Source organism: Caloranaerobacter azorensis DSM 13643, from assembly GCF_900129995.1.
GTDB classification, from domain to species: Bacteria; Bacillota; Clostridia; order Tissierellales; family Thermohalobacteraceae; genus Caloranaerobacter; species Caloranaerobacter azorensis.
Window position 1 is genome coordinate 15,985 of record NZ_FQXO01000017.1, and the last position, 23,566, is coordinate 39,550.

Sequence of the window (23,566 nt, forward strand, 5' to 3'; positions counted from 1 at the left end):
GGCTTACAATATTGATTGTAAGCCCTATTTTTTCTTAAAGTTTAAATTTATTAATCTGTTCATTCAACTTATTTATCATCTGATTCAATGTCTGAGATGTTGAAGCTAACTCTTTTGCTGCTATATTAACTTCTTCAGATGAAGCTGATATTTGTTGTGATGAAGCTGAATTTTCTTCAGCTATTTGTAAAACTTCTTTTACATCAGTTATAATATTATCTTTCTCTTGTTTTATATATAATACTGAATTATTTATATTTTCAATAATTGGTAATATAACAGTTATAACTTTTATAATTTCTTTAAATGAACTTATAGCAGTTTCGATAGAATTAACCTGTACTGCTAAATCTTTATTTACATTATCAGTAGCCTCTGCAACAATATCAGTATCTACTAAAATATCTTCAATTAATTCATTTATATCTCTAGATGCTTCTTTAGTTGCCTCCGATAATTTTCTAATCTCATCTGCTACGACTGTAAAACCTTTTCCAGATTCGCCTACTCTTGCGGCTTCAATAGCTGCATTTAAAGCCAATAAATTCGTTTGTTCTGCAACTTCATTTATCATTTTTGTTATTTCATTTATTTTACCAATTCTTTCACTTAATAGAGTAATTTTTTCACTAACATCACCAAAAGAATTACTAATCTTATATATGGAATTGATTAATAATCCTAGATTTTTATCACTTTCATTAGCCATATCAGCAGTTTTCTGCGTATTTTTACTCACATCTTGTATATTTTTAATCATAACTTCTAATTCTTCTCCAAATTTATTTAATGCTCTACTTACTTTATCTAAATCATTAGCTTGCGAAACCGAACCTTGAGAGATTTCCTGTATGGCACGTAAAACCTCATCATATGATACGCTCACCTTTTCAGATATTTTAGATAGATTATTAGAATAATCAGAAATCTGTTGAGAACTTGACTTTACTAATTGTATCATTTCTGATATGTCTTTTATAGTTTTACTTAATGCTTTATTCATTATTCCAAACTCATTCTTTTTATCTGTATCTATATTTCCAGTAAAATCTCCTTGCGATATCTTCGTTAAAACATATATCATATCCTTTAATGAACTCTTTATAACCCTTATTATAATCAACATAAACGACAATAATAAAATTATTGCTGCAATTACGATAATAAAATACAATTTTAGATTTTTAACGTAAATTTTATAACTGTCCTTTTTTAACTTTTCAGCTACTAACTTATTGTATTTTATCAATCCATCAAGATAATTCTCAATGTCCTTTTCTAATTTATTTAATCTAGTTCTTTGATCATCTTTAATATCACCTTGATTTGATAAAGTCTTCTTTATCTCTCCCCACATATCAATATATTTCTTATAATCATTTTTAAACTTATTTATGTACATAACTTCATTTTTATCTATTTTAAAATTTTCATATTCCTTTAATAGCTCATCTATTTTTTTATTAATTTCTTTCACTTTTTTATCATACTCATAATAAAATCTACTATCCATTCCTTTTGAAATATTATATTTAAGCATATATACGTTATTCTTCAACTCACCTATTTTTATTATTGGAAGAAGTCTATTTGTATAAATTATATCTGTATTATAATAAATTTGTTTAAAAGCATAATATCCCACACCACCTATTATTCCTAAAAACAATATTTTAAAAATCAATATAAATATTATACTATGTACAATTTTAAGGTTTTTGAATTTGTCCATTAAATTCCATTTCCCAAAAAAACTTTTTAAATGTTTTTTCAATTCATTTCCTCCTTCCATAATCTGCAAATAAAATCTTTAATTTAAATAGATTGAGATAGATAAAATTTACCTATATCCATACGGAAATTATACTTAAAACGGATTAATGCAAAATCTTCTTTGACTTATTTAAATCGAAGATTTTGTTCTAACCCTCTAAATATTAAATAATCCACTATATTTATTATATAATATAAATTTATATTATGCAAACGGTTGCATTCATAGTGTATTTAATATATAATTATAAATGTCACTTTTATCAAATAGAAAATAAAGGAGGCTTGATTATATTGAATACAAAACAACTACCTAAAGTAGCTTACTTTTGTATGGAATACGGTTTAGATACTTCTTTAAGGACTTATGCAGGAGGATTAGGTATATTAGCAGGAGATTATTTAAAAGGAGCTAAAGATCATGGATTCCCTATGGTCGGTATAGGTATCAAATGGAAACAAGGATATACTGATCAAATGATTGGAGAAGATGGTCGTCCATATGATACATATCATAACTACGAATATGATTTTATGGAAGATACAGGTGTAAAGGTAACTGTTAAAATTCGTCAAAGAGATGTTGTATGCAAGGTTTGGAAGGTAGAAAATTTCGGAAATGTACCTCTTTACTTACTAGACACTGACCTTCCTGAAAATGAAGATTCTTGGATAACAGGACAGCTTTATGGTTGGTTTGGTGAAGAAAGAATAGCTCAAGAAATGGTATTAGGAATTGGTGGAGTTAGAGCTTTAAGAGCATTAGGTATTGATGTTGACGTTTATCATTTCAATGAAGGTCATGCAGTTTTTGCAGGACTTGAACTTATAAGAGAAAAAATGGAAAAAGGTATGTCTTTTGAAGATGCATTAAAGGCTTCAAGAGAAGAAATAGTATTTACTACACATACTCCAATAATTCAAGGAAATGAATCTCATTATTTAGACAGATTAATGTATATGGGTGCTAACAATGGTCTAACATTAGAACAGATGGTTAGAATTGGCGGAGCTCCTTTTAATATGACAGTAGCTGCTTTAAGACTTTCACGTATTTCAAATGCAGTAGCACAGCTTCACTGTCAAACTGCAAACAAAATGTGGGCTCACATAGACGACAGATCAGAGATTATAGGTATAACAAATGCAATCCATCTTCCAACTTGGGTAGATGAGAGAATGATTGATGCAGCAGAAAATGGTGGAGATCTTTGGGAAACTCATATGGACAACAAAAGAAAATTAATCGAATTCATAGAAGAAAGAAATGGAGTTAAACTTGATGCAGATAAATTACTTATAGGTTTCTCAAGACGTGCAGCTCCTTATAAGCGTAGTAACTTTATATTTACTGATGAAAACGTAATTTCTCCACTTTTAGAAGAAGGAAAAATACAAATAGTTTTCTCAGGAAAAGCACATCCACTAGATGATACAGGAAAGAAAATAGTAGAAAACATTGTTAAAATGACAAAAAAATATCCTAACTCTGTTGTATTCTTAGAAAATTATGATATGACTATAGGTAAAATGTTAACTAGAGGTTCTGATATTTGGCTAAATAACCCAAGAAGACCAAAAGAAGCTAGTGGTACTTCTGGTATGAAAGCTGCAATGAATGGTGTATTAAATCTAAGTATTTTAGATGGATGGTGGCCTGAAGCTTGTGAGCATGGTGTAAACGGATGGCAATTCGGCGATGGCTTTGAAAGCGAAAATGTAGCTGAACAAGATGCTCATGACTTAAAAGCTCTATATAAAGTTCTATTAGAAGAAGTTATTCCTACTTACTATAATAATCGTGAAAAATGGGTAGAAATGATGAGAAATAGTATCCTTAGCACAAAGGATAAATTTGCAGTTAAGAGAATGCTTGAAGAATATTATGAAAAAATGTATATCAAAAAATAAAAATGTTTTTACTTCCCACGATATGAATATATCGTGGGATATTTTTTTATAAATTGTATATAAGGTTAAATCTAGAAAAAATATCATACATCAAAATAAACTTAATTATATAATAATATTAAAGTATTCTAGAGGAGGTGTGAAATGATTGAAAAGCAGCTAATTGACAGAATTCAAAATGCAATTGATTATATAGAAGAACATTTATATGAAAAAATCAAAATAGAAGATATCGCTAAAACAGCCTATATGTCTCAATCCACATTTTATATTATTTTCTCAAATATTCTAGGCACTACAGTCAAAGATTATATAAGGAAACGCCGTTTGTCCCTATCTGCATATGATTTAGTAAAATCGAACATGAATATTTTAGAAATAGCTTTAAAATATCAATATTGTACTTATGAATCTTATTCTAGAGCATTCAAAAAATTATTTGGTGTTTCACCAAAAAAATATAGAAGTAAAAATCTATATATCAATGTTTTCCCTAAAATCAATTTAACATATCAAAATTTGAATGGAGGAATTGATGTGATTAATAAAGAAATGAACAAAGATATTATAATTAATAAGATTAATTCAATCAATAGCGGTTTTATACTAGACATTGATATTGATCATTTTCAACAAATTAACGAAAAATATGGCTTTAACATAGGGGATAAGGTGCTTATAGAAGTTTCTGAAAGGATTAAAAATGTTTTAAATAAGCATAAATTAAATGTCGATGTAACCCGTATAAATGCTGATGAATTTGTAGTAATTATAAAAGATAAACCCAAAGAATTTATAGAGAAAATATCTTCTGGAATAATAAATATTATGACTAAAGAATTTGTATTTGATGAAATAACACTAAATGTTACAGTAAGTATAGGCATTTCAAGTTTTACTGTTGGTTGTAATGATGAAGAAGTCATTAAAAGTGTTAAAGAAGCTATGATACTTGCTAAAAAAAGTGGAAGAAATCAGTACAAGCTAATATAGTTTGTACTGATAAGAATTCAAGGGGGAAATAAAGTGAAAATATACATAACAAGACATGGTGAAACAGAATGGAATAAATTGGGTAAAATGCAAGGATGGAAAGATTCTAATCTTACTATAAAAGGTATTGAAGATGCTAAAAAATTAGGAAAAAGTTTAGCTCATATTGAATTTGATAAGATTTATTGTAGCCCTTTACGCAGAGCCATTGATACTGCAAATTATATTAAAGGCGATAAAAATACGGAAATAATAATAACTGAATCATTAAAAGAAATGGGTTTCGGTTCATGGGAAGGGATGGAATATTCAAAAATAAGCGAATCATACCCTACTCAACATTTTAATTTTTGGAATAAACCACATTTGTATAAACCTATTGACGGCGAAAGCTTTGATGTATTATTTGATAGAGTACAAAAAGTATTAAATGACATAATTAATTGTAATAATTATGGTGATAATATTTTGATCGTAACTCATGCTGTAGTTATTAAAGCTATCTACGCAATAATTAAAAATTATTCTTTAGAAAACTTTTGGAATCCTCCCTTTATTCATGGGACATGCTTAACCATACTTGAAATAAAAGATAATGAAATACAAATTGTTTTAGAAGCCGATATTTCTCATTTAGAAAAACTTGATATAATAGGATAGATACAAAAAGACGGTTCTTTTGTTTCCTTCTGTATACATTAGAACCGTCCCCTTATTCCCAAAAATATAATCCTCTATTAAAAACTCAATGACTTGTACTTTCCTAATGTAATAAATTCATCTACAATGTCTTCAATTTCTTCATTGTGAGTAATCATTAATATTATCTTGTCCTTTTTTTCCTCTTTTAATATCGACTTAAGTTTAAGTATACTATTATAATCCAATGCAGATATCGGCTCATCTAATATCATAAATTTTGGCTTTTTTAATATTCCTCTTACTAAAAGCTATTTTCTGTTTTTCTCCGCCAGATAAATCTAAATTTTCGTTATGACTATCTATTCGCTTTTCAATGTAAAATTCAGAACATAACCTTTTCAAATAATCTCTATCATAAGATTTAATACCAAAAGTCAAATTTTCTTTTAAAGGGATATTGATAAGATCTGGCTCTTGCTCTACAATCGATATTAAATGCCTTCTTAAGTAATTAGCATCTAGTTCTTTTATAGAAATATTATTATAAAGAACATCTCCTTTATAATCATATATAAGTCCTGTTATAATATCTATTAGAGTACTTTTTCCTGAACCATTTTCTCCTTTTAAACAATATATCTTACCTTTTTTAAGAGAAAAATTAAGTCCAAAATAGAGTTCCCTTTTATTATTATAACTAAAATATAAATCCTTTAACTCGATTGAATCTATATCATCTATTATTTTAGTTCCGTTATGTTCAGGCTTTAAGGTTAAAATTTCGTCCATTCTCTTATAACAAACTTTAGCATGTTGATAATAATGTAAACACATATAATAAATATTATAAATTTTCTTATTCAATTATTCTAGTTTTTAAGCTATAATAATTATAGCTTTGAATTCCTAAAACTTTTTTTCACTGTTTTACTATTAAATTATCAGATACTACTCGTTTTTTTTTGCTAATTATTAAATTTAAAAATTATATTTTAAAATGTCAGCAATAATAAACTAGAAAGGATGATTTTATTGAATTTAGTTAAAACTTTGTACATACTTCCAGGTGTTTTGCTAGGATTTTCACTTCATGAATTTGCACATGCTCAAACAGCTGTATGGCTCGGTGATGATACTCCAAAACTTCAAGGAAGGCTTTCAATCAGTCCATTAGTACATATTGATATCATTGGATTTTTAATGATTATACTTGCTGGATTCGGATGGGCAAAACCAGTTGAAATTAATCCATACAATTTTAAAAAACCAAAAAGAGACGATATATTAGTATCTATAGCAGGACCGCTTGCAAATTTATTTATAGCGATATTCTTTCTTTTACTAATGAAAATATTATATCATGCTCCTAACTTTCTACCTTATAGTTTATATGAAACAATAATGAACATTTTCGATTATACTGTATGGATAAATATAGTTCTATTTGTATTTAATCTTATTCCTATACCACCTTTAGATGGATCGCATATTTTATTTGATATATTGGATCTTAAAGATAAACCATTTTATTATGAATTTTATGATAAAGGTAGAATATTACTTTTTATTTTAATAATTACAGATCTTATCGATAAAATAATAGGGCCACCTATCCATATGATATATCTTGCTCTAGAAAATCTATTCTTTTAATAAAAAAATACAAGGGGACAGATTCTAGTGTATCATTTTGGATACAGAAGAACTGTCCCCTTATTTTCTTTAATATCCGTATCTTGAGCCTGGATACCCATAGTAAGGATGCCTTCTACCTCTTAATAGTTCATTTAATAATATAATAAATATTAAATCTTTAAATAATCTTCTCCTACCATAGCGCCTTCTACTAGCTGAAGTCCTCCCATTTTCTAATGGATCTTTGTCTATTTCTGGATATATTTTTATCATCTCTTCGTATACTTCATCAACCATTATTCTCACTTCATCTTCATCTAGATAAGGATATGGATTTGGGTATGGGTATGGATATACTCTATAGCTATATGGATAATGTCTGTATATACACTCTCTAACCTTTGGCAGTACCTCATGATATATTTCCGGATATTCGTACATATATGAATAGTTATAATACATAATAAAATCCCCTCTCTATCTAATCCAGTTTGATACTATTATATGTTAGAGAGGGGTTTTTGGTTTATGTTACTTAATAATTTTTATATCTATATTTAATTTATCAATATCTATCGTATTTTCATTATCTAATTTCAATTCTTCTCCATTCATAATAACTTTACTATTTTCATCTAATCCTAAAATTTTAAGTTTCATTTTAGGAATTTTATAGCCATCTTTTATAACTTCTGATGTTATTGAAACTTCTTTTTCACTATCTTTCATTATAAACTTTATCTCTGTATATTTACCTTTTTCATAATCAAAGCTAATTCCATCATCTAAATATAGTGTGTATTCACCATCTTGTCCTAAATAACAGTTAATAGTAATCTCCTGCTCTTTTTCTCCTATATACTGCATTACATTATCTGTAGGTATGATAGCCCCTGCTTTAATAAATATAGGCATTGAATCTATTGGAGCTTCCTTAATAATATATCTACCACCTTCGAATCTTTCTAAAGTCCAATAATCGTACCAAATGCCTTTAGGAAGATAAACCATTCTAACTCTTGTATACGGCCTTGTTATTGGACAGATTAATATGTTTTCTCCAAATAAAAATTGATCATTTATGTTATATGTTTCTTCATCATCTTGATAATGATAGAATAATGGCCTAATAGCTGGATGTCCATTAATCGAACTTTCTCTCATCAAATTATATAGATAAGTTATAAAATTATATCTTATCTTAATAAATTTCCTTGTGTTTTCTAAAACTTCTTCTCCAAAGCACCAAGGTTCTTGATTAATAGAACCTTTTACACTGTGATTTCTAAATAATGGCGTAAATGCTCCTAATTGTGTCCAACGAGTTAAAAGCTCACCATTACCATCTCCAATAAAACCACCTACATCTGCACCTATAAATGAATATCCACTTAAACCTAAATTCATAAACATAGGCATACTCGCTTCTAAATGCTCCCAAATGCTCGTGTTATCTCCTGTCCAAAGAGCTGCATATCTTTGAGTCCCAGCAAAAGCCGCCCTAGTCAATATAAACGGCCTTACATTAGGTTTGATTCTTTTTACTCCTTCATAAGTAGCTATAGCCTCAAGCATACCATATAAATTATGAATTTCTGCATGACTCTTTTCTTCACCTTGATCATTAAAATGTACCGTATCCTCTGGAACAACTTTAGATTCCGTAGTAAAATCAGCAGGTTCATTCATGTCATTCCAAAAGCCTTCTACACCATCTCCTATTAACCTTAAATGGAGTTCTCCCCACCATTTTCTAACTTTTTCCCTTAAAAAATCAGGAAATACAGCTTTGCCAGGCCATACTTCGCCTATATAAACTTCTCCATTCTTATCTTTTATATAAAAATCATTTTCCTTGCCCTGTTCGTATACCCAATATCCATCTTCTACTTTTACACCCGGATCTATTATAACAACAAGTTTAAAGCCCATACCTTTAAGTTTTGATACCATATCTTTAAATTCATAGAACTTATCAGAATCTACTGTAAAGACTTTATAGTCTTTCATATAGTCAATATCTAAATAAAGTACATCACATGGTATATTTTCTGCTCTCATTCTTTTAGCTATTTCCATTAACTCTTCTCTATTTTCATAACTCCATCTACATTGCTGATATCCTAAAAAGTCTTTTCTTGGTAAAGGCATTCTTCCTGTTAAATAAGTATACGCTTTAACGACTTCTGATACTTTATCATCGTATATAAAATAATAATCTAAATACCCTCCATCTGCACCAAACTTTAACACATTATCTTTCGTTTTCCCTAAATCAAAATAAGTTCTGAAACTGTTGTCAAAATAAATACCATAGCATAACTTCTTACTTAATCCAATATAAAAAGGTATAGAAGTATGGTAATTCTTAATAGTTGCATTATGAACTGGGAATATCCCCATAACATCAGTATTCCAATTTGAAGTTTCAGTTCCTTTCTTATTTAACCAACCATATTTCTCTCCTAGTCCATAAAACCCTTTTTCCCAAATAATTTCCTTTTCAATTTCACACTTTTCTAAATCCACACTTATATCTCTATTGAGTAATTCCCCATTTTTATTAAATATACTAACCTGTAAATTTTTTTTATCAATTTCTATTATAAGACTTTTCGTCTTAATTATATTGCCTTCTTGACTGCATTCAATATCTTTAGGTTCGACTGCAATAGCAGGAGTAGATACTGGTATCTCTCCGTCATTGCTATATGCGAAGCGTACAATATTATTATCATAAAAAATGATGTTTAAAAAGCCTTTTTCTCCTTCAATTTTATATCCGAATTCCGTTTTTTTAATCATAACTTACCTCCTTAGTTCTTCATAATGTTCTTCGTTTGTTTAAAGTTTCTAATCTAAAACCACTTCTACATATGTTCTTAAAACTTCACCAACTGACCATGCTTGAGCTACACAACCCCTTGGATAGTGAGGCTCATCTCCATCAAATATTTCTGATATATTGCCAATACATGCATCTTGCATATGATAATAAAATTCCTCAAGCATATGTTTTGCATTAAGTTTACTCTCTTTAGAATAGTCATTTACTTTTACATATGCCTCAACAAAAAGCCCTATCAACCAAGCCCAGACTGTACCCTGATGATATGCTCCATCTCTCTTTAGAACATCTCCACCATATTTCCCTATATATTCTTTATGTTTTTTCGATAAACTCCTTAATCCGAATGGAGTATATAGTTCTTCATATACTTTCTCTACTATTAACTTCTCTTTCTCTCTATCAAGAATTGAAAATGGCAAACTCACAGCTAATATCTGATTTGGCCTAATTATGTCTACTGGTTTTTCATTCTGTATAACATCGTATAAATATTTGCCATTATCATTCCAAAACTTCTCTACAAAGCTCTTTTTAGCCTTTTCTGCTAATTGTCCATATTCACTACCATCGTATCCCAATCTGTTCGATATTTCTTCCATAATTTTTAGAGCATTGTACCAAAGAGCATTAATTTCAACTGCTTTCCCATGTCTCGGAGTAACTACCCAATCTCCAACTTTGACATCCATCCAAGTTAACTGTGTACCCTCATCTCCAGCAGATAAAAGTCCATCATCATCCATATAAATATTATTTATTGTACCTTTTACATGATGCTTTATTATACTTTCAAGATGAGGATATATCTTATCTTTAACAGTCTCTAAATCATTAGTATACTCAAGATATTTATATACTGCATAGAAAAACCATAATGTTCCATCTGCTGTATTATATAAAGGTGGAGTATTCTCATCTGGAAACATATTCGGTATTATTCCATCTTTAATATATTTCGTAAATGTTAATAAGATATCTTTAGCATCATCAAATCTCTTAGTAGTCAGAGTAAGTCCAGTAAATGCTATCATAGTATCTCTTCCCCAGTCTGTGAACCAAGGATAGCCTGCAATTACCGTTTTAGTTTTTGTAGATTCTCTTTTAACTATAAAATTATCACTTGCCAATACTAAATTCTTTAAAAGAGGATTTGAATATCCTGCTCTATCTACTAACTCTGTACGCCTTTTCTTTTCATTCTCAATTATTTCTTCTGCCGTATATTCAATACTGTCCTCTATTGTAGCTAAAAAAGTTATAGTATACTTCTTATGTGGTTCCATTTCATAATGAAAAATACCCGGTATAAAATGAAAATCGATACTTTCGAGTCCTCTATACCTTTCATTTTCATAGAACATAGGCAAAGACCAGTCTTCATCTGCCTCGTATCTACAGTTTGAAATTATTTTCAAATTTAAACCTGTACTCTCTTCAGTTAATTTTAAAGTTCCTTTTTCATAACTTTGGTTATATTTAAAACTACCTTTTTTACTGACATCATGGTGATCCCTAAAGTTTACATATGGAGTAAATGTCATTTTTACTTTTTTACTTCCGGTATTTATTTTGTATACAACAGCCACAGTATTTTTCTCATATTCCATCGCCACTTCTTTACTAATAACAATATCTTTAACTCCATAAATAAACTTTGGAATAGGATAATTATTAAATCTTCTTAATTGTAAATATCCATCGTCTATCTTTCCAATAAACTGGTTAGAAAATAATTTGTATTCCTCTCCATCTATTTCTAATGTTTCATCTATTTTGGACAATAATAAATGTCTCTTTATTGGAGGCACTAATGAAGCATTAAGCAGCCCATGATATTTTCTGATATTTGCCCCAATTATAGTAGATGAACAAAAACTACCAAGTCCATTTGTAATTAAATATTCTTTCTGTATTCCTTCATTAAAAGTCTTCCAATTTGGATATCCTAGTTCCAACTCTTCACCCCCCTAAAAAATATTATAACATAATTTATGCAAACGGTTGCATCTATTTTATAAATATAATAAAATATTGTCAAGGGGGTTTTTATATGTCTAAAAAATTAGTAATATTTCTTGTAATATTTACTCTAGTTTTCTCTGTAGGCTGTCAAAATCAAAATGTTACAAATAAGCAAATAAGTGATAGTTCAAATGAAATTAAATACGAAGTTCAAAATGACGGTGGTGCCTTTTCTTCAAAAGACATAATATATTTTATAATGACTGATCGTTTCTATGATAAAGATAAAGAAAATAATGATTTCCCTGATGTAAATAAAGATGATCCAAAAGCATATCACGGTGGCGATTTAAAGGGAATTATAGAAAAATTAGATTACATAAAATCACTAGGTGTAACTGCTATTTGGATAACTCCTGTTTGCAAAAATCAATATGGCGGATATCATGGATACTGGATTACTGATTTTTATAAAGTCGATCCACATTTAGGTACATTAAGCGATTTAAAAGAACTCGTACAAGAAGCACATAAGAGAAATATTAAAGTAATACTAGACTATGTGGTAAATCACACAGGAAATAAATCTCCATGGTTAAATGATGAAAAATATAAAGATTGGTTTCATCCGAAAAAGAATATTTCTAATTGGAACGATCAAAAACAACTTGAAGAAGGCTGGATATTCGGTTTGCCTGATCTAAATCAGAATAATCCTGAAGTTAAAAAATATTTTATAGATAATGCTATATGGTGGATTGAACAAACAGGAATAGATGGAATGAGGCTCGATACTGTTAAACACGTTCCGAAAGATTTTTGGAATGAGTTTGCCTATAATATTAAATCAAAATATCCGAATTTTTCCCTACTCGGAGAAGTTTGGAATGATAATCCTAGATATTTAGAACAGTATCATAAAATAGGAATAGATTCTTTAACAAATTATCCACTTTATAATGGACTTCGTAAAACTTTTACTAGATTTGGTAAAGCAAATAGTTTAGTTAATGCTATAAAGATGCAATCAGCATTTACTAATCCTGAACTAAATGGAATTTTTGTTGATAATCACGATAATAAAAGATTAATTACTGAAGCAAAAGAATATGGAGAAGCTTATTTAAAGCAGGCCTTAACTTTTATAATGACATATCCGGGAATACCTATTATATACTATGGTACAGAAATAGCTATGGAAGGTGGAGATGATCCAGACAATAGAAGGGATATGGAATGGGATAAGATTGGTAATTCAGAAATGCTAAATTACTTTAAAATGTTGACTCATATTAGAAATTCAAATGAAGCTCTTTATAATGGAGAATTTGAATTGTTAAACTATGATAGTTACTTTCTTTCTTATATGAGGAAAAAAGGTAATAGTAAGTTTATTGTGATTTACAACCTGCAAAATAAAGAAAAGAATATAACTATTAATTTAAAAGATGATAGTTCTAAATATACTGATGTGTTAAGTAGTAAAACTTATAATATTGAAAATGGTAATTTAAATATTACTATGAAACCTTTAGAAGTGATTATTTTAACTTCTAATTAAAACTAATCCCCTTTTATATACTAAGTAAAAGGTAGATGAATAGTTCATCTACCTTCCTTAATTCTCATACTATACTCTTTATTGAATAAAATGAAATTCCGTTCTTAACTATGCCTAAATTTTATCCAATAAAAATAAGTAGTCGTTTTCTAATTTTCAGTATTTTTTTCATATACATAAAAATGTGACTCAAAACCTCCGCCCTCAACATATACTTTGGATAATTTGCCGTTACTGTATTCAAATGTAGGATTATTATAATCTAATTTGGGTAATGAAAAATAATCGATTAACATTTTTTCAAAAGAATTTACCAAAAAATCGTTCATCTTCATACATTCTTCATTTAGCTCTTTAGGTATCTCTTGAACCTCATCTATAGGATCAACCTGCAATTCGCTCTTAAATTCCAAATAAAATTTTAATGGTTGAGCTCTTTCTTCTATCTGATAATATAACGTTAAATTACTTCTATGAAGAATCTGTTCGCCATCTTCAGAAATAATTTCAAACCCTATACAATAAACATATTCATTTTTAGATAATTCTTTAGGATTGTCTATTATGATATTATAGTCTGAATTTAATGTGTTTGAATATATATTTTTTATTATTCTTATTCGATTATTATCTGATATTTGTTTAAATTCGACTTCTAATTTAGCTAATTTTTTATTTAACTCTTCCGGTTGATGATTTATCAAAAACGTCTTACCATCTTCTCTATTTACGGATATATCTTTTTTTGAAACATCAGTATTCTGTCTCGTAGAACAAGCTGTAAGTAAGACAATAAATAAGACAAAAAAGAAAAAAATATATTTTTTCATTTTTTCCCATATCCCCTCAAATTGGTACAAATATATTATTACATAATTTTACAAATATCAATATAAATTAATACTTTTTAATATCAAGAACGAAAAAATTCTAAATAATTGAACAGTCCTTAAAGACACTAAAAAAGCAGCCAATATTGGGCTGCTCGAACTTGTTGACAAAGTAAAATATTTTATGAAAATGACGCTCATGCGGACGAATTTAGAAAAAACTTAAGGCTCAAATTTTTAGAAAATCCTAACGCTTCCAATGAGTCATCCTGACTCTGGAAGCTGGCTTAGCATCCATGCTAATCCTACGGATTTTCTTGAAAATTTTCACCTAGTTTTTTAACTAAATTCTTTCAAGCATTCACTTTCATTTTCATAAATATTGAAAAATATAAGTTTGTCAACAGTCTAAAGCAGCCAAGATTGGCTGCCCTTTAATTAGTTTTTATTAAAATATAGGTTGACAATGGTGCTACTTTTACGCTCTCAACAGCTTCATATGCACCATTAACTCCCTCTACATTTACCTCTTTTTCATTAGATATTATACTCCACTTACCTTCTAGTGGAAGTTTAATTTCTATTTCTTCTCTATTAGCATTATGAATAATCAATATATTTTTAAAGTCGCCTTCATATGGAGAAGTTAATAAATATGCTACTGAATTTTTCGGAGCTTCAATAAACTTTAGATATTTTTTAATATCTTCTGCTTTATCTAATGTCATTACTTTTTGACTTTTTCTTAATGCAATCAACCCTTTTATATATTCATAAGTTTCTCTATATTTATTTTTATTACTCCAATCTATTTTATTAATCTCATCACCGGCTCTAAAGCTATTATGGTTGCCATGTTTTGTTCTTAATATTTCAGTACCGCCTTGTATAAAAGGTATTCCCTGTGATGTTAAAACCATCGATAACGCTAACCTATTCATCTTTTCTCTTTCTTCAGAAGTAGCATTTGGATTGCTCTTTTCAAATTTGTCAAACAGACATAGATTATCATGACAACTTACATAATTTATAGTTTCAGTAGGCTCTTTTGTAAATCCTTTTATTCTGCTGCTGTAATCAATCATTCCGACTATTCCTTTTTTTATTTCATCTTCTAATCCTGCTCCACCATTTACAAAGCCTACTCCTTCTCCATCATTGTCTCCTTTTATAGCATTTCTAAAATCATCATTAAATACTGCTATGCCCATACCCTTCTGCTTACCTTTTTTTAACTGTTTGGTTGGAGATAATGATGATGGGCCTCCGGTCCAAGGCTCTCCATAAATTAATATATTCGGATTAATCTTTCTTAACTGTTTTTCTACTTCTCTCATAGTATCAATATCATGTAAAGCCATTAAGTCGAATCTAAATCCATCTATTTTATATTCAGTAGCCCAGAATTTAACCGAATCTACTATAAATTTTCTCATCATAGGCTTTTCAGATGCTGTTTCATTTCCGCATCCTGAACCATTCGTATATTTACCCGATGAATCCGTTCTATAGTAATATTTAGGTACGAGTATATCAAATGGAGAATTTCCAGTTGTATAAGTATGATTAAATACAACATCCATTACTACTCTTATTCCATTTTCATGTAATGCCTTAACCATTTCTTTGAATTCCTTTATTCTCACAGTCCCATCATAAGGATTTGTAGAATAAGAACCTTCAGGTACATTATATAAGTAAGGATCATATCCCCAGTTATACTCTCCTTCTTTAGTTTCATCTACACTGGCAAAATCATATACTGGAAGTAAATGTATATGAGTAATACCTAACTCTTTTAAATAATCGAGTCCTGTAATTTCTCCATTTGGCCCTCTAGTTCCCTTTTCTGTAAAAGCTAAATATTTTCCTTTATGCTTTATCCCAGAATCCTCATCTACAGAAAAATCTCTTACATGCATTTCATATATAACCGCTTCAGTTGGTTTTATTGGAGCTGGAATTTCATGTTCGTCCCAACCTTCAGGATTTATAGAATCAAAATCTACTATCATACCCATTTCCCCATTTACAGTTGCTCCTTTAGCATAAGGATCTGGAGTTTCCTTCTCTACTCCATTAATAGTAACTCTATAATTGTAGTATTTATTCTTGTAATCCCCGTAAAGTTTAAATTCCCAAACACCTTTTTCACCTTTTGACATCGGATATACTTTACCTACACTGTCTTTATAGTCATCATAAATAACTACCTTCATACTCTCTGCAACAGGCGACCATACTTTGAAAACTGTATACTCTTTAGTATATGTAGCACCTAAATCATCTCCGTCATATACAAATTCCTCGCTCTCTAGTACCTTTCTCATTTCTACATCCCTTTCCTTGAAGTCTTTATGATATGCAGTAGTATTTTTTTAGAATTCTGATCAGCAAAACCCACGAATATCTGCATTAACATATTTACAATTATAGAGTCGATTCTCTCTCTATTAACTCTGTATCGATTATATAATGATTTGTTCCAATATCTTCATTTTCGAGCTTTCCAATTAATAGCTTCGCCGCATAATACCCTAATTCTTCAGCCTTAATATCTACCGAAGTAAGCTTTGGCTGCTGATATTCAGCTAAAGGCGTATTATTAAACCCAACAACCGCTATTTTGTTTGCCGCTTTCTCTTTTATAGCTTTTAGAACACCAAAAGCTATCAAATCATCTGTTGTAACAACAGCAGAAGGTTCTTTATAATCTAAAATCTCCATCATAGCTTCATAACCCTTCATTTCTGTAAAGTCAACTTGCTCATAGATAAGCTTTTCATCAACAGAAATCCCATGTACCTTAAGCGCTCTCAAATATCCGTCCAATCTGTCTCTAGTAACGTTAAGAGTATGGGGTCCACCGATAAAAGCTATATCTCTATGCCCTTTATTAATTAAGTAATTGACAACATCATACATAGCTTTAAAGTTGTTGTTGTCTACCCACAATATTCCATCTGATTTTTCAGGCCTACCGACTACAACAAATGGATATTTTTCATTATCTTTTAAATATTCAATACATCTATCGTTCTCTCTTGCAGTTAAAAGGATTATACCGTCCACCCATTTACTGTAAATATAATTTTTAATAAAATCTATTTCTTCATTCTCATTATTACTATAAGTATACATTATATAGTAACCCTTTTTTTGAGCATAGACACTTATTCCTCTCATTGCCTGAATAAAGAATGGATTTATAAATAAATCTTCTTCGGCATTCGGCAATATCAATCCTAAAGTTTTAGTTGATTTATTTGCTAAACTCCTCGCAATGGCATTAGGGTAATAATTTAATTTTTGCATTGCCTCGAATACTTTTTTCTTCGTTTCATCACTTATTTTTGGGTGATCGGCAATAACCCTAGAAACTGTCGATGGAGATACATTTGCCAATTTGGCAACATCTTTTATTGTAACAGGCATAGTATTCACTTCCTACTTTTATTTTATTGCCTAATTTTTAATATATTGTTAATTTAAACATTTCATACATTATAAATTATATTAATTGTACAATACTTTTTCAATTTTAATTTTAACTCTTCGTAGCTCCAGCCGATAAACCTTCTACTATATGTTTTTGTAGATAAATAAACAATAAAGTTATCGGTATAGCAACTAATATAGAACCTGCTGCAAATAAAGTAAATTTAGTGTTTTGCTGTCCAGTTACCATTTCATATAAAGCCATAGCCAAAGTCTTTTTATCGGCACTTCTTAATATTAATCTTGGTAAAATATAATCCATCCAAGGAGCAGTAAATTGAGTCAATGCAATAAAAGTAATTATTGGTTTTGCTACTGGTAAAATAATCTTTCTGAATATAGTTAGATTTGAAGCTCCATCTATTCTAGCAGCTTCGTCTAAACTCTTCGGTATACCATCAAAATATCCTTTAACTAACCATGCATTATATGGTATTTGTCCACCTGCATATACAAGTATTAATCCCAAATGAGTATTTAAAAGACCTATCTGCATTAATAATACGTATATAGCAGTCATAGATAAGAAACTCGGAAACATTTGCAAAATAAGCATACTTACTAATCCTACTTTTTTACCCTTAAATTTAAATCTTGAGAATACATAAGCTGTTATAGTAGTAAATATAACTGATAATATCATGTTTATTGTTGCAATCTTTAGAGTATTAAGATACCATCTTACAAAATTCGTTTTTGTAAACAATTCTTTATAATGTATCAAAGTTGGATTTTTAGGTATCAAAGTAGAACCATATAAACTATTTCCAGGATTTAATGATGAACCTATTATCCATACAACCGGTGCAAGTACAATGAATGATAAAAATAACAGAACAGCATATAATACAATCTTTGACAAATATTTTGATAACTTACTCCTATTATCTGCCGTGTTTTTTTCTACTGGTAAAACTATCATTATATCATATCCTCCTCTTTAAAGGATTTTGTTTTAACAAAACTATATGATGATATACTAGCTACTATAAAGAATATTATTATTGATATTACTGCAGCCATATGGAATTGGTTTTGATTTAATGTCAATTTGTAAATCCAAGAAACTAAAATATCTGTATGTCCAGCATATTTATATGCAGGATTTACAGGTCCTCCATCTGTTAATAAGTATATATTATTAAAATTGTTGAAGTTATAAGCAAAAGATAGTATTAAATAAGGTGCTGTTTGATAGAATATCATTGGTAAAGTAATTTTATAGAATTTTTGTCTGTTTGTAGCCCCATCTATATCTGCAGCCTCATATAAATCTTTAGGAATATTAGTTAAAATACCAGACATTAATACCATAAAATATGGTGAACCTAACCACATATTTACAAGTAGTATAACTATTTTGGCTAAAGTAGGGTCTGTAAGCCAAGAAATACGAGCTATATCAAACTTAACTAATAAATTATTTATTGGACCAGGACCACTGAACATTAAACGCATTACTAATAAAGATAAAAATCCCGGTATAGCATATGGTAATATAAATATACTTCTCCAAACTCTCTTAAATTTAATACCTTTTGCATTAGTTAATAATGCTAGGAATAATCCTCCGAAATATGTTGTAATAGTCGCTAAAACTGCCCAAACAACTGTCCATTTAGCAACTCCAAAAAATGTTGAACTCCAAATCTTTAATTTTACTAAATTTCGGAAGTTTTTTAATCCTACCCAGTCGACTAAACTTCTTGGTGGTAAATGATATGGACTTGAATAATTAGTAAATGCAATACAGAAAGTAAAGATTATAGGTAGTAATGTTACAAAAGTAACTGCTAAAATAGTTGGAGTAAGCATGAACATTGGGAAATATTTATCCCAAACATACTTTAAAAACTCTTTGAATGTTCTTCTTTCTTCTCCTCTTTCAATAAGCTCGGCTGTATTTTTAGCATCTTTTATATTTATAATATAAATTACTATAAGCAATCCTATCAATAACAAAGAAATAATGCCTTGTATCAATAGAATAATCGAATGATCTCCTTGAGCTATACCATTTACAAAATGTAAAGGTTTTTCTCCTAGCGTAATCAATCCCCAAATAGAATGCTTAAAATATGGAATAGTAAAAATAAGTATTATAAGCTCAAACGCAGAAAAAATTATACCCTTTATAATCTCTCTGTTATAAAATTGCCCTAGTCCCATGAATACTGTAGATAATAGTGCAGCTTTAGTAGACTTTTTCATCTTCTCCCTCCTACCACAAATCTTCTTTAAAAAAATCTAGCCATTTACGATACCGTAAATGACTAGATTCTTTACTATTTCATTCTAGTCTAGTCTTATTCTTGTGACGCTATTGCTTCTTTAACAGTCTGAACAGCATTATCTAATGCCTCTTTTGGATCTACTCCATCATTCCACATTGATGCAAACGCAGCACCGTATGGTTCCCATACAACTCCCATTTGTGGAATTGAAGGCATTGGAACCGCATATTGAGCTTGAGCTAAGAATGGTGCAACAACATCATCATTCTTAATAATATCTTCATTCATAAGAGATTTAACAGGCGGTATCTGTTTAGTTATTTCAAATCTCTTTAATAACATTTCATCTGAAGTTGCAAATTTAGCAAATAATTTAGCCGCATTTGGATATTTAGTGTATGAACTTACAAATATTGATCTAATACCAGAAAAACTTGCTGGATGCTTTCCTCCCGGTAATTTTGGTAGTGGAGCTATACCAAAGTTAACTCCTGCTTCTTGATAACCTTTAACTGCCCAAGGCCCATTTATTATCATAGCTGCTTTACCTTCTGAGAATAAACCATCCATAATTTGGTAGTTGGTGTCAGCCGAATTTAATGGTAATATCTCTTTTAACGATACCATAAATTTAGCACCTTCAACAGCAGCATCACTATTTAAACCTATATCATCTTTATTCGTTCCACCATTACCAAATACATATCCGCCATTACCAGCTATAAAACTATGTGAGAAATAAGCGTTTGCAACATCCCACATTAAAGCATACTTGTTTTCATCTGGATTATTATACTTTTTAGCAAATTCTATAATCTCTTCAAAAGTTTCAGGTGCCTTTGAAATTAAATCTTTATTATAGAACAAAGCATATGTTTCTATAGCTAATGGGTATCCATATACTTGTCCTTCAAAAGTAACACCATCTGCAGCAGCTTTCATAAAGTCATTTTTCACTCTATCAGCAGTTACATCGTTAACTTGTACTAAACCTGAAGTCACTAATTCTCCAGTATGATCGTGTGGAGCAACAAATACATCGGCACCTACTCCTGCAGGGCCATCTGTAGCTAACTTATTCTTTGCATCTGTATTAGGAACTGCTTCATAAGTAACTTCTACACCGTATTTTTCTTTAAATTTTTCAGCTACATATTTTATCCAATCTGATTCTGGACCTTCACTCTCCCAAACAACTAATTTTGCACCTGGTTCAGGAGTTAACTCATTTGATGCACTTTGTTGATTTGTATTTTCCTGTTTACTCTCTTTATTGTTTTGCGCTGGCTCTTCTTTAGCGCCGCATCCTACTAGCGAAAATACTAGTACAGCAATAAGTAGAAAACTTAAAAACTTTTTCATATAAATCCCCCTTCTCTAGAATTGTATTAAATAATTTATTTTTTATTTTACAGTTGCCCATTTCTGCAACCGTTTGCATAATTTATTATAAATCTTTTTTAAAAAGATGTCAAACTTTTTTTAATTGCTACAAAGAGCAAGAATCCTAGCAGAATACATAGGTATATCAATGCATAAATCATTATCTGATTTAAAAACATCTCCTGTTAATTTATCAACATATATACCATTGACTTCTAATGTTACCTTTTTATCGAAATTACTGTTATTAATTAAAACAAATACTTTTTCATCTTCATACTCTCTAGTAAATCCTATTACACCCTCTATATTATCAAGCCATTCAAATTTTCCTCTTCTCAACGCCTTATTCTGTTTTCTAAGTCCAATCAGTTTTTTATAGTGATTAAACAGCTTTAAATTCCAATTTTCTTTATTCCATTCCATCGTTCTTCTACAATCTGGATCGTGTCCACCTTCTATACCGATTTCAGTACCATAATATATACAAGGTACTCCTTCATAGGTTAACAAAAATGTAACTGCCATCATTAATTTATCTGCATCCCCATTACATTCCGTCAAAAATCTTGAGGTATCATGACTCTCCATTAGATTAAGCATAACATCATTAACTTGTTTAGTATTTCTCATTCTAACTTTATTGATTAATTCTTTAAACTGACTATCCGAAATATTCCCATAAGCAAAATACTGTAATAAGGCTCTCATAACAGGATAATTCATTACTGCATCGAATTGATCACCTTTAAGCCACGGATAAGCATCAAGCCAAAGTTCACCCACTATATATGCATCCTTTTTAGCTTCTTTTACAACCTTCCTAAATTCTCTCCAAAAATCATGACTAACTTCATCCGATACATCTAATCTCCATCCGTCAATATCTGCCTCTTCTATCCAATACCTAGCAACTTTTAGTAAATATTCTCTCACTTCTGGATTAGATGTATTTAATTTAGGCATACGATATGTAAATGCAAATGTATCATAACTCGGAGGATCCGTTTCTATTGGCCATTTGCGTATATGAAACCAATCATAATAAGGCGATTCTTTGCCTCTTTTAATAACATCTTGAAACGGCTCAAAAAAATAACCGCAATGATTAAATACCGCATCTAATATGACCTTTATACCTCTTTCATGGCACTTAGAAACTAACTCCTTTAAAGTTTCTAAATCTCCAAAATGAGGATCCACTTTAAAATAATCTTTAGTATCGTATTTATGATTAGTCGGTGATTCAAATATAGGAGTAAGGTAAATCCCATTAATACCTAATTCCTCTAAATAATCAAGTTTTTCAATAATACCTCTTAAATCTCCACCATAAAAGCTGCCAGAAGTAGGTAACTCTCCCCACTCTGTCAATTCATCTGGATCATTTGAAGTATCTCCATTAAAAAATCTTTCGGGAAATATTTGATAAAAAACTGTATCCTTAACCCATTCTGGTACTTTATGAATATCTTCTTTATTCATATACGGATATTGAAAAAAATGTAGATATACTTCTTTTTCCTCAATATCTTTTATAAGTCCCCATTCAGTAAAATAAAATTCTCCCTCGCCTCCTTCAACCTTAAAATAATATGCTAATCTTTTGCTTTCAGGACTAACTTCTACCATAAAATAATCATAAAGGTCATCAGAACACACTAATTTCATATTTAACTCTTGTCTTTTTTCCCAATTATACTTATCTCCATATATCAAAACAGCCTTTTTTATATCTCCTTTTGCAGCTCTTAATCTTATATGGATAACATTTTCATCATATGCATAACAGAAATTGCTTTTGGGCCTATGATAAATCGCTTGTAAATTCATATCTCACCTCTTAATAAAAATTTTTCTTAAGTTAAAAAACAAATTAGAAAATAAAAAGTAATGCAACCGTTTGCATCGATATTATACCACTTTGATATTTATGTGTCAATAAACTTTTTAAAATGACAGAGATTTCGCATCAAATTTCCAGTAAAAAATTTGTTTTTACTAAAATTTTATTTTTTAACATTTACTTGAATAACTGGGAAGCCTGTAGACCGATAGGTCTTAAAAATAGTTACACCTCCCCCTACCCCAAGAAATTTTAATAATCAATTTCCAGTTTTATTTTTAATTATGTTTTTTCAAATATTGGATTTATCCAATCAGCTTCTATAGTAAATCTTTCATCTCTTATATCTTCAATAATATCTATCTGCAACATTCTTTTCTTTCTAAATCCTCTAATACACCTAAAGAAATATAATTGCATAAGATTAAATGCTATTATTATAAACAT

18 protein-coding genes are annotated in these 23,566 nt (G+C 29.6%); 5 read left to right on the forward strand and 13 right to left on the reverse strand.

Annotation, left to right across the window (positions count from 1 at the left end):
• Positions 1 to 34: 34 nt before the first annotated feature.
• On the reverse strand, positions 35 to 1,774 hold the full coding sequence (locus BUB51_RS04115; RefSeq protein ID WP_073195736.1) for a methyl-accepting chemotaxis protein: 1,740 nt from the start codon (positions 1,772 to 1,774) through the stop codon (positions 35 to 37).
• 293 nt (positions 1,775 to 2,067) lie between these two features.
• Here BUB51_RS04115 and glgP point away from each other — a divergent pair, with 293 nt between their 5' ends.
• The 3 genes from glgP to BUB51_RS04130 all read left to right on the forward strand — a co-directional run bounded on the left by glgP (position 2,068) and on the right by BUB51_RS04130 (position 5,337).
• Complete coding sequence (gene glgP, locus BUB51_RS04120; RefSeq protein WP_035163226.1) at positions 2,068 to 3,684, forward strand: alpha-glucan family phosphorylase; 1,617 nt, start codon at positions 2,068 to 2,070, stop codon at positions 3,682 to 3,684.
• Between the two features lie 144 nt (positions 3,685 to 3,828).
• Complete coding sequence (locus tag BUB51_RS04125; RefSeq protein ID WP_073195737.1) at positions 3,829 to 4,677, forward strand: diguanylate cyclase domain-containing protein; 849 nt, start codon at positions 3,829 to 3,831, stop codon at positions 4,675 to 4,677.
• Between the two features lie 33 nt (positions 4,678 to 4,710).
• Entirely contained in the window at positions 4,711 to 5,337 is a 627-nt protein-coding gene (locus BUB51_RS04130) for a histidine phosphatase family protein (RefSeq protein WP_073195739.1), read from the forward strand.
• A 77-nt stretch (positions 5,338 to 5,414) separates the two neighbouring features.
• Here BUB51_RS04130 and BUB51_RS12985 read toward each other — a convergent pair whose 3' ends face one another.
• Positions 5,415 to 5,591, reverse strand: coding sequence for an ATP-binding cassette domain-containing protein (locus tag BUB51_RS12985; RefSeq protein ID WP_159430375.1), 177 nt, complete (start codon positions 5,589 to 5,591; stop codon positions 5,415 to 5,417).
• The gene (locus tag BUB51_RS04135; protein ID WP_073195741.1) at positions 5,578 to 6,108 is read right to left on the reverse strand and encodes an ATP-binding cassette domain-containing protein; all 531 of its coding nucleotides are present in this window, start codon (positions 6,106 to 6,108) and stop codon (positions 5,578 to 5,580) included. The genes BUB51_RS12985 and BUB51_RS04135 overlap by 14 nt, the downstream gene beginning before the upstream one ends.
• Positions 6,109 to 6,351: 243 nt before the next feature.
• Between BUB51_RS04135 and BUB51_RS04140 the strand changes: the two genes are divergently transcribed.
• On the forward strand, positions 6,352 to 6,972 hold the full coding sequence (locus tag BUB51_RS04140; protein ID WP_278294080.1) for a site-2 protease family protein: 621 nt from the start codon (positions 6,352 to 6,354) through the stop codon (positions 6,970 to 6,972).
• A 69-nt stretch (positions 6,973 to 7,041) separates the two neighbouring features.
• Here the strand turns inward: BUB51_RS04140 and BUB51_RS04145 are convergent, their stop codons facing one another.
• From BUB51_RS04145 to BUB51_RS04155, 3 genes are all read right to left on the reverse strand, one after another.
• Positions 7,042 to 7,416 carry a hypothetical protein gene (locus BUB51_RS04145; protein WP_073195745.1) on the reverse strand — a complete coding sequence of 125 codons (375 nt, stop codon included), beginning with the start codon at positions 7,414 to 7,416 and terminating at the stop codon, positions 7,042 to 7,044.
• A 69-nt stretch (positions 7,417 to 7,485) separates the two neighbouring features.
• The gene (locus BUB51_RS04150; protein ID WP_073195747.1) at positions 7,486 to 9,759 is read right to left on the reverse strand and encodes a glycoside hydrolase family 31 protein; all 2,274 of its coding nucleotides are present in this window, start codon (positions 9,757 to 9,759) and stop codon (positions 7,486 to 7,488) included.
• Between the two features lie 48 nt (positions 9,760 to 9,807).
• Positions 9,808 to 11,760 carry an amylo-alpha-1,6-glucosidase gene (locus BUB51_RS04155; RefSeq protein ID WP_073195749.1) on the reverse strand — a complete coding sequence of 651 codons (1,953 nt, stop codon included), beginning with the start codon at positions 11,758 to 11,760 and terminating at the stop codon, positions 9,808 to 9,810.
• A 95-nt stretch (positions 11,761 to 11,855) separates the two neighbouring features.
• On the opposite strand from BUB51_RS04155, the gene BUB51_RS04160 reads away from it, so the two are divergent.
• On the forward strand, positions 11,856 to 13,328 hold the full coding sequence (locus BUB51_RS04160; RefSeq protein ID WP_073195751.1) for an alpha-amylase family glycosyl hydrolase: 1,473 nt from the start codon (positions 11,856 to 11,858) through the stop codon (positions 13,326 to 13,328).
• Positions 13,329 to 13,477: 149 nt separating this feature from the next.
• On the opposite strand, the gene BUB51_RS04165 is transcribed toward BUB51_RS04160, so the two are convergent.
• The 7 genes from BUB51_RS04165 to BUB51_RS04195 all read right to left on the reverse strand — a co-directional run bounded on the left by BUB51_RS04165 (position 13,478) and on the right by BUB51_RS04195 (position 23,106).
• Positions 13,478 to 14,158 carry a hypothetical protein gene (locus tag BUB51_RS04165; protein ID WP_073195753.1) on the reverse strand — a complete coding sequence of 227 codons (681 nt, stop codon included), beginning with the start codon at positions 14,156 to 14,158 and terminating at the stop codon, positions 13,478 to 13,480.
• 434 nt (positions 14,159 to 14,592) lie between these two features.
• Positions 14,593 to 16,488 carry a type I pullulanase gene (pulA, locus tag BUB51_RS04170; RefSeq protein ID WP_073195755.1) on the reverse strand — a complete coding sequence of 632 codons (1,896 nt, stop codon included), beginning with the start codon at positions 16,486 to 16,488 and terminating at the stop codon, positions 14,593 to 14,595.
• 100 nt (positions 16,489 to 16,588) lie between these two features.
• Positions 16,589 to 17,593, reverse strand: coding sequence for a LacI family DNA-binding transcriptional regulator (locus BUB51_RS04175; protein WP_073195756.1), 1,005 nt, complete (start codon positions 17,591 to 17,593; stop codon positions 16,589 to 16,591).
• Between the two features lie 112 nt (positions 17,594 to 17,705).
• Positions 17,706 to 18,578: a sugar ABC transporter permease gene (locus tag BUB51_RS04180; protein ID WP_073195758.1), complete on the reverse strand. Its 873-nt coding sequence runs from the start codon at positions 18,576 to 18,578 to the stop codon at positions 17,706 to 17,708.
• Positions 18,578 to 19,867 carry a carbohydrate ABC transporter permease gene (locus BUB51_RS04185; RefSeq protein ID WP_035163436.1) on the reverse strand — a complete coding sequence of 430 codons (1,290 nt, stop codon included), beginning with the start codon at positions 19,865 to 19,867 and terminating at the stop codon, positions 18,578 to 18,580. The genes BUB51_RS04180 and BUB51_RS04185 overlap by 1 nt, the downstream gene beginning before the upstream one ends.
• A gap of 95 nt (positions 19,868 to 19,962) precedes the next feature.
• Positions 19,963 to 21,252 carry a maltose ABC transporter substrate-binding protein gene (locus tag BUB51_RS04190; RefSeq protein WP_073195760.1) on the reverse strand — a complete coding sequence of 430 codons (1,290 nt, stop codon included), beginning with the start codon at positions 21,250 to 21,252 and terminating at the stop codon, positions 19,963 to 19,965.
• A 120-nt stretch (positions 21,253 to 21,372) separates the two neighbouring features.
• A complete protein-coding gene (locus tag BUB51_RS04195; protein ID WP_073195762.1) occupies positions 21,373 to 23,106 on the reverse strand; it encodes an alpha-glycosidase in 1,734 nt (577 codons plus the stop codon).
• Positions 23,107 to 23,566 lie beyond the last annotated feature (460 nt).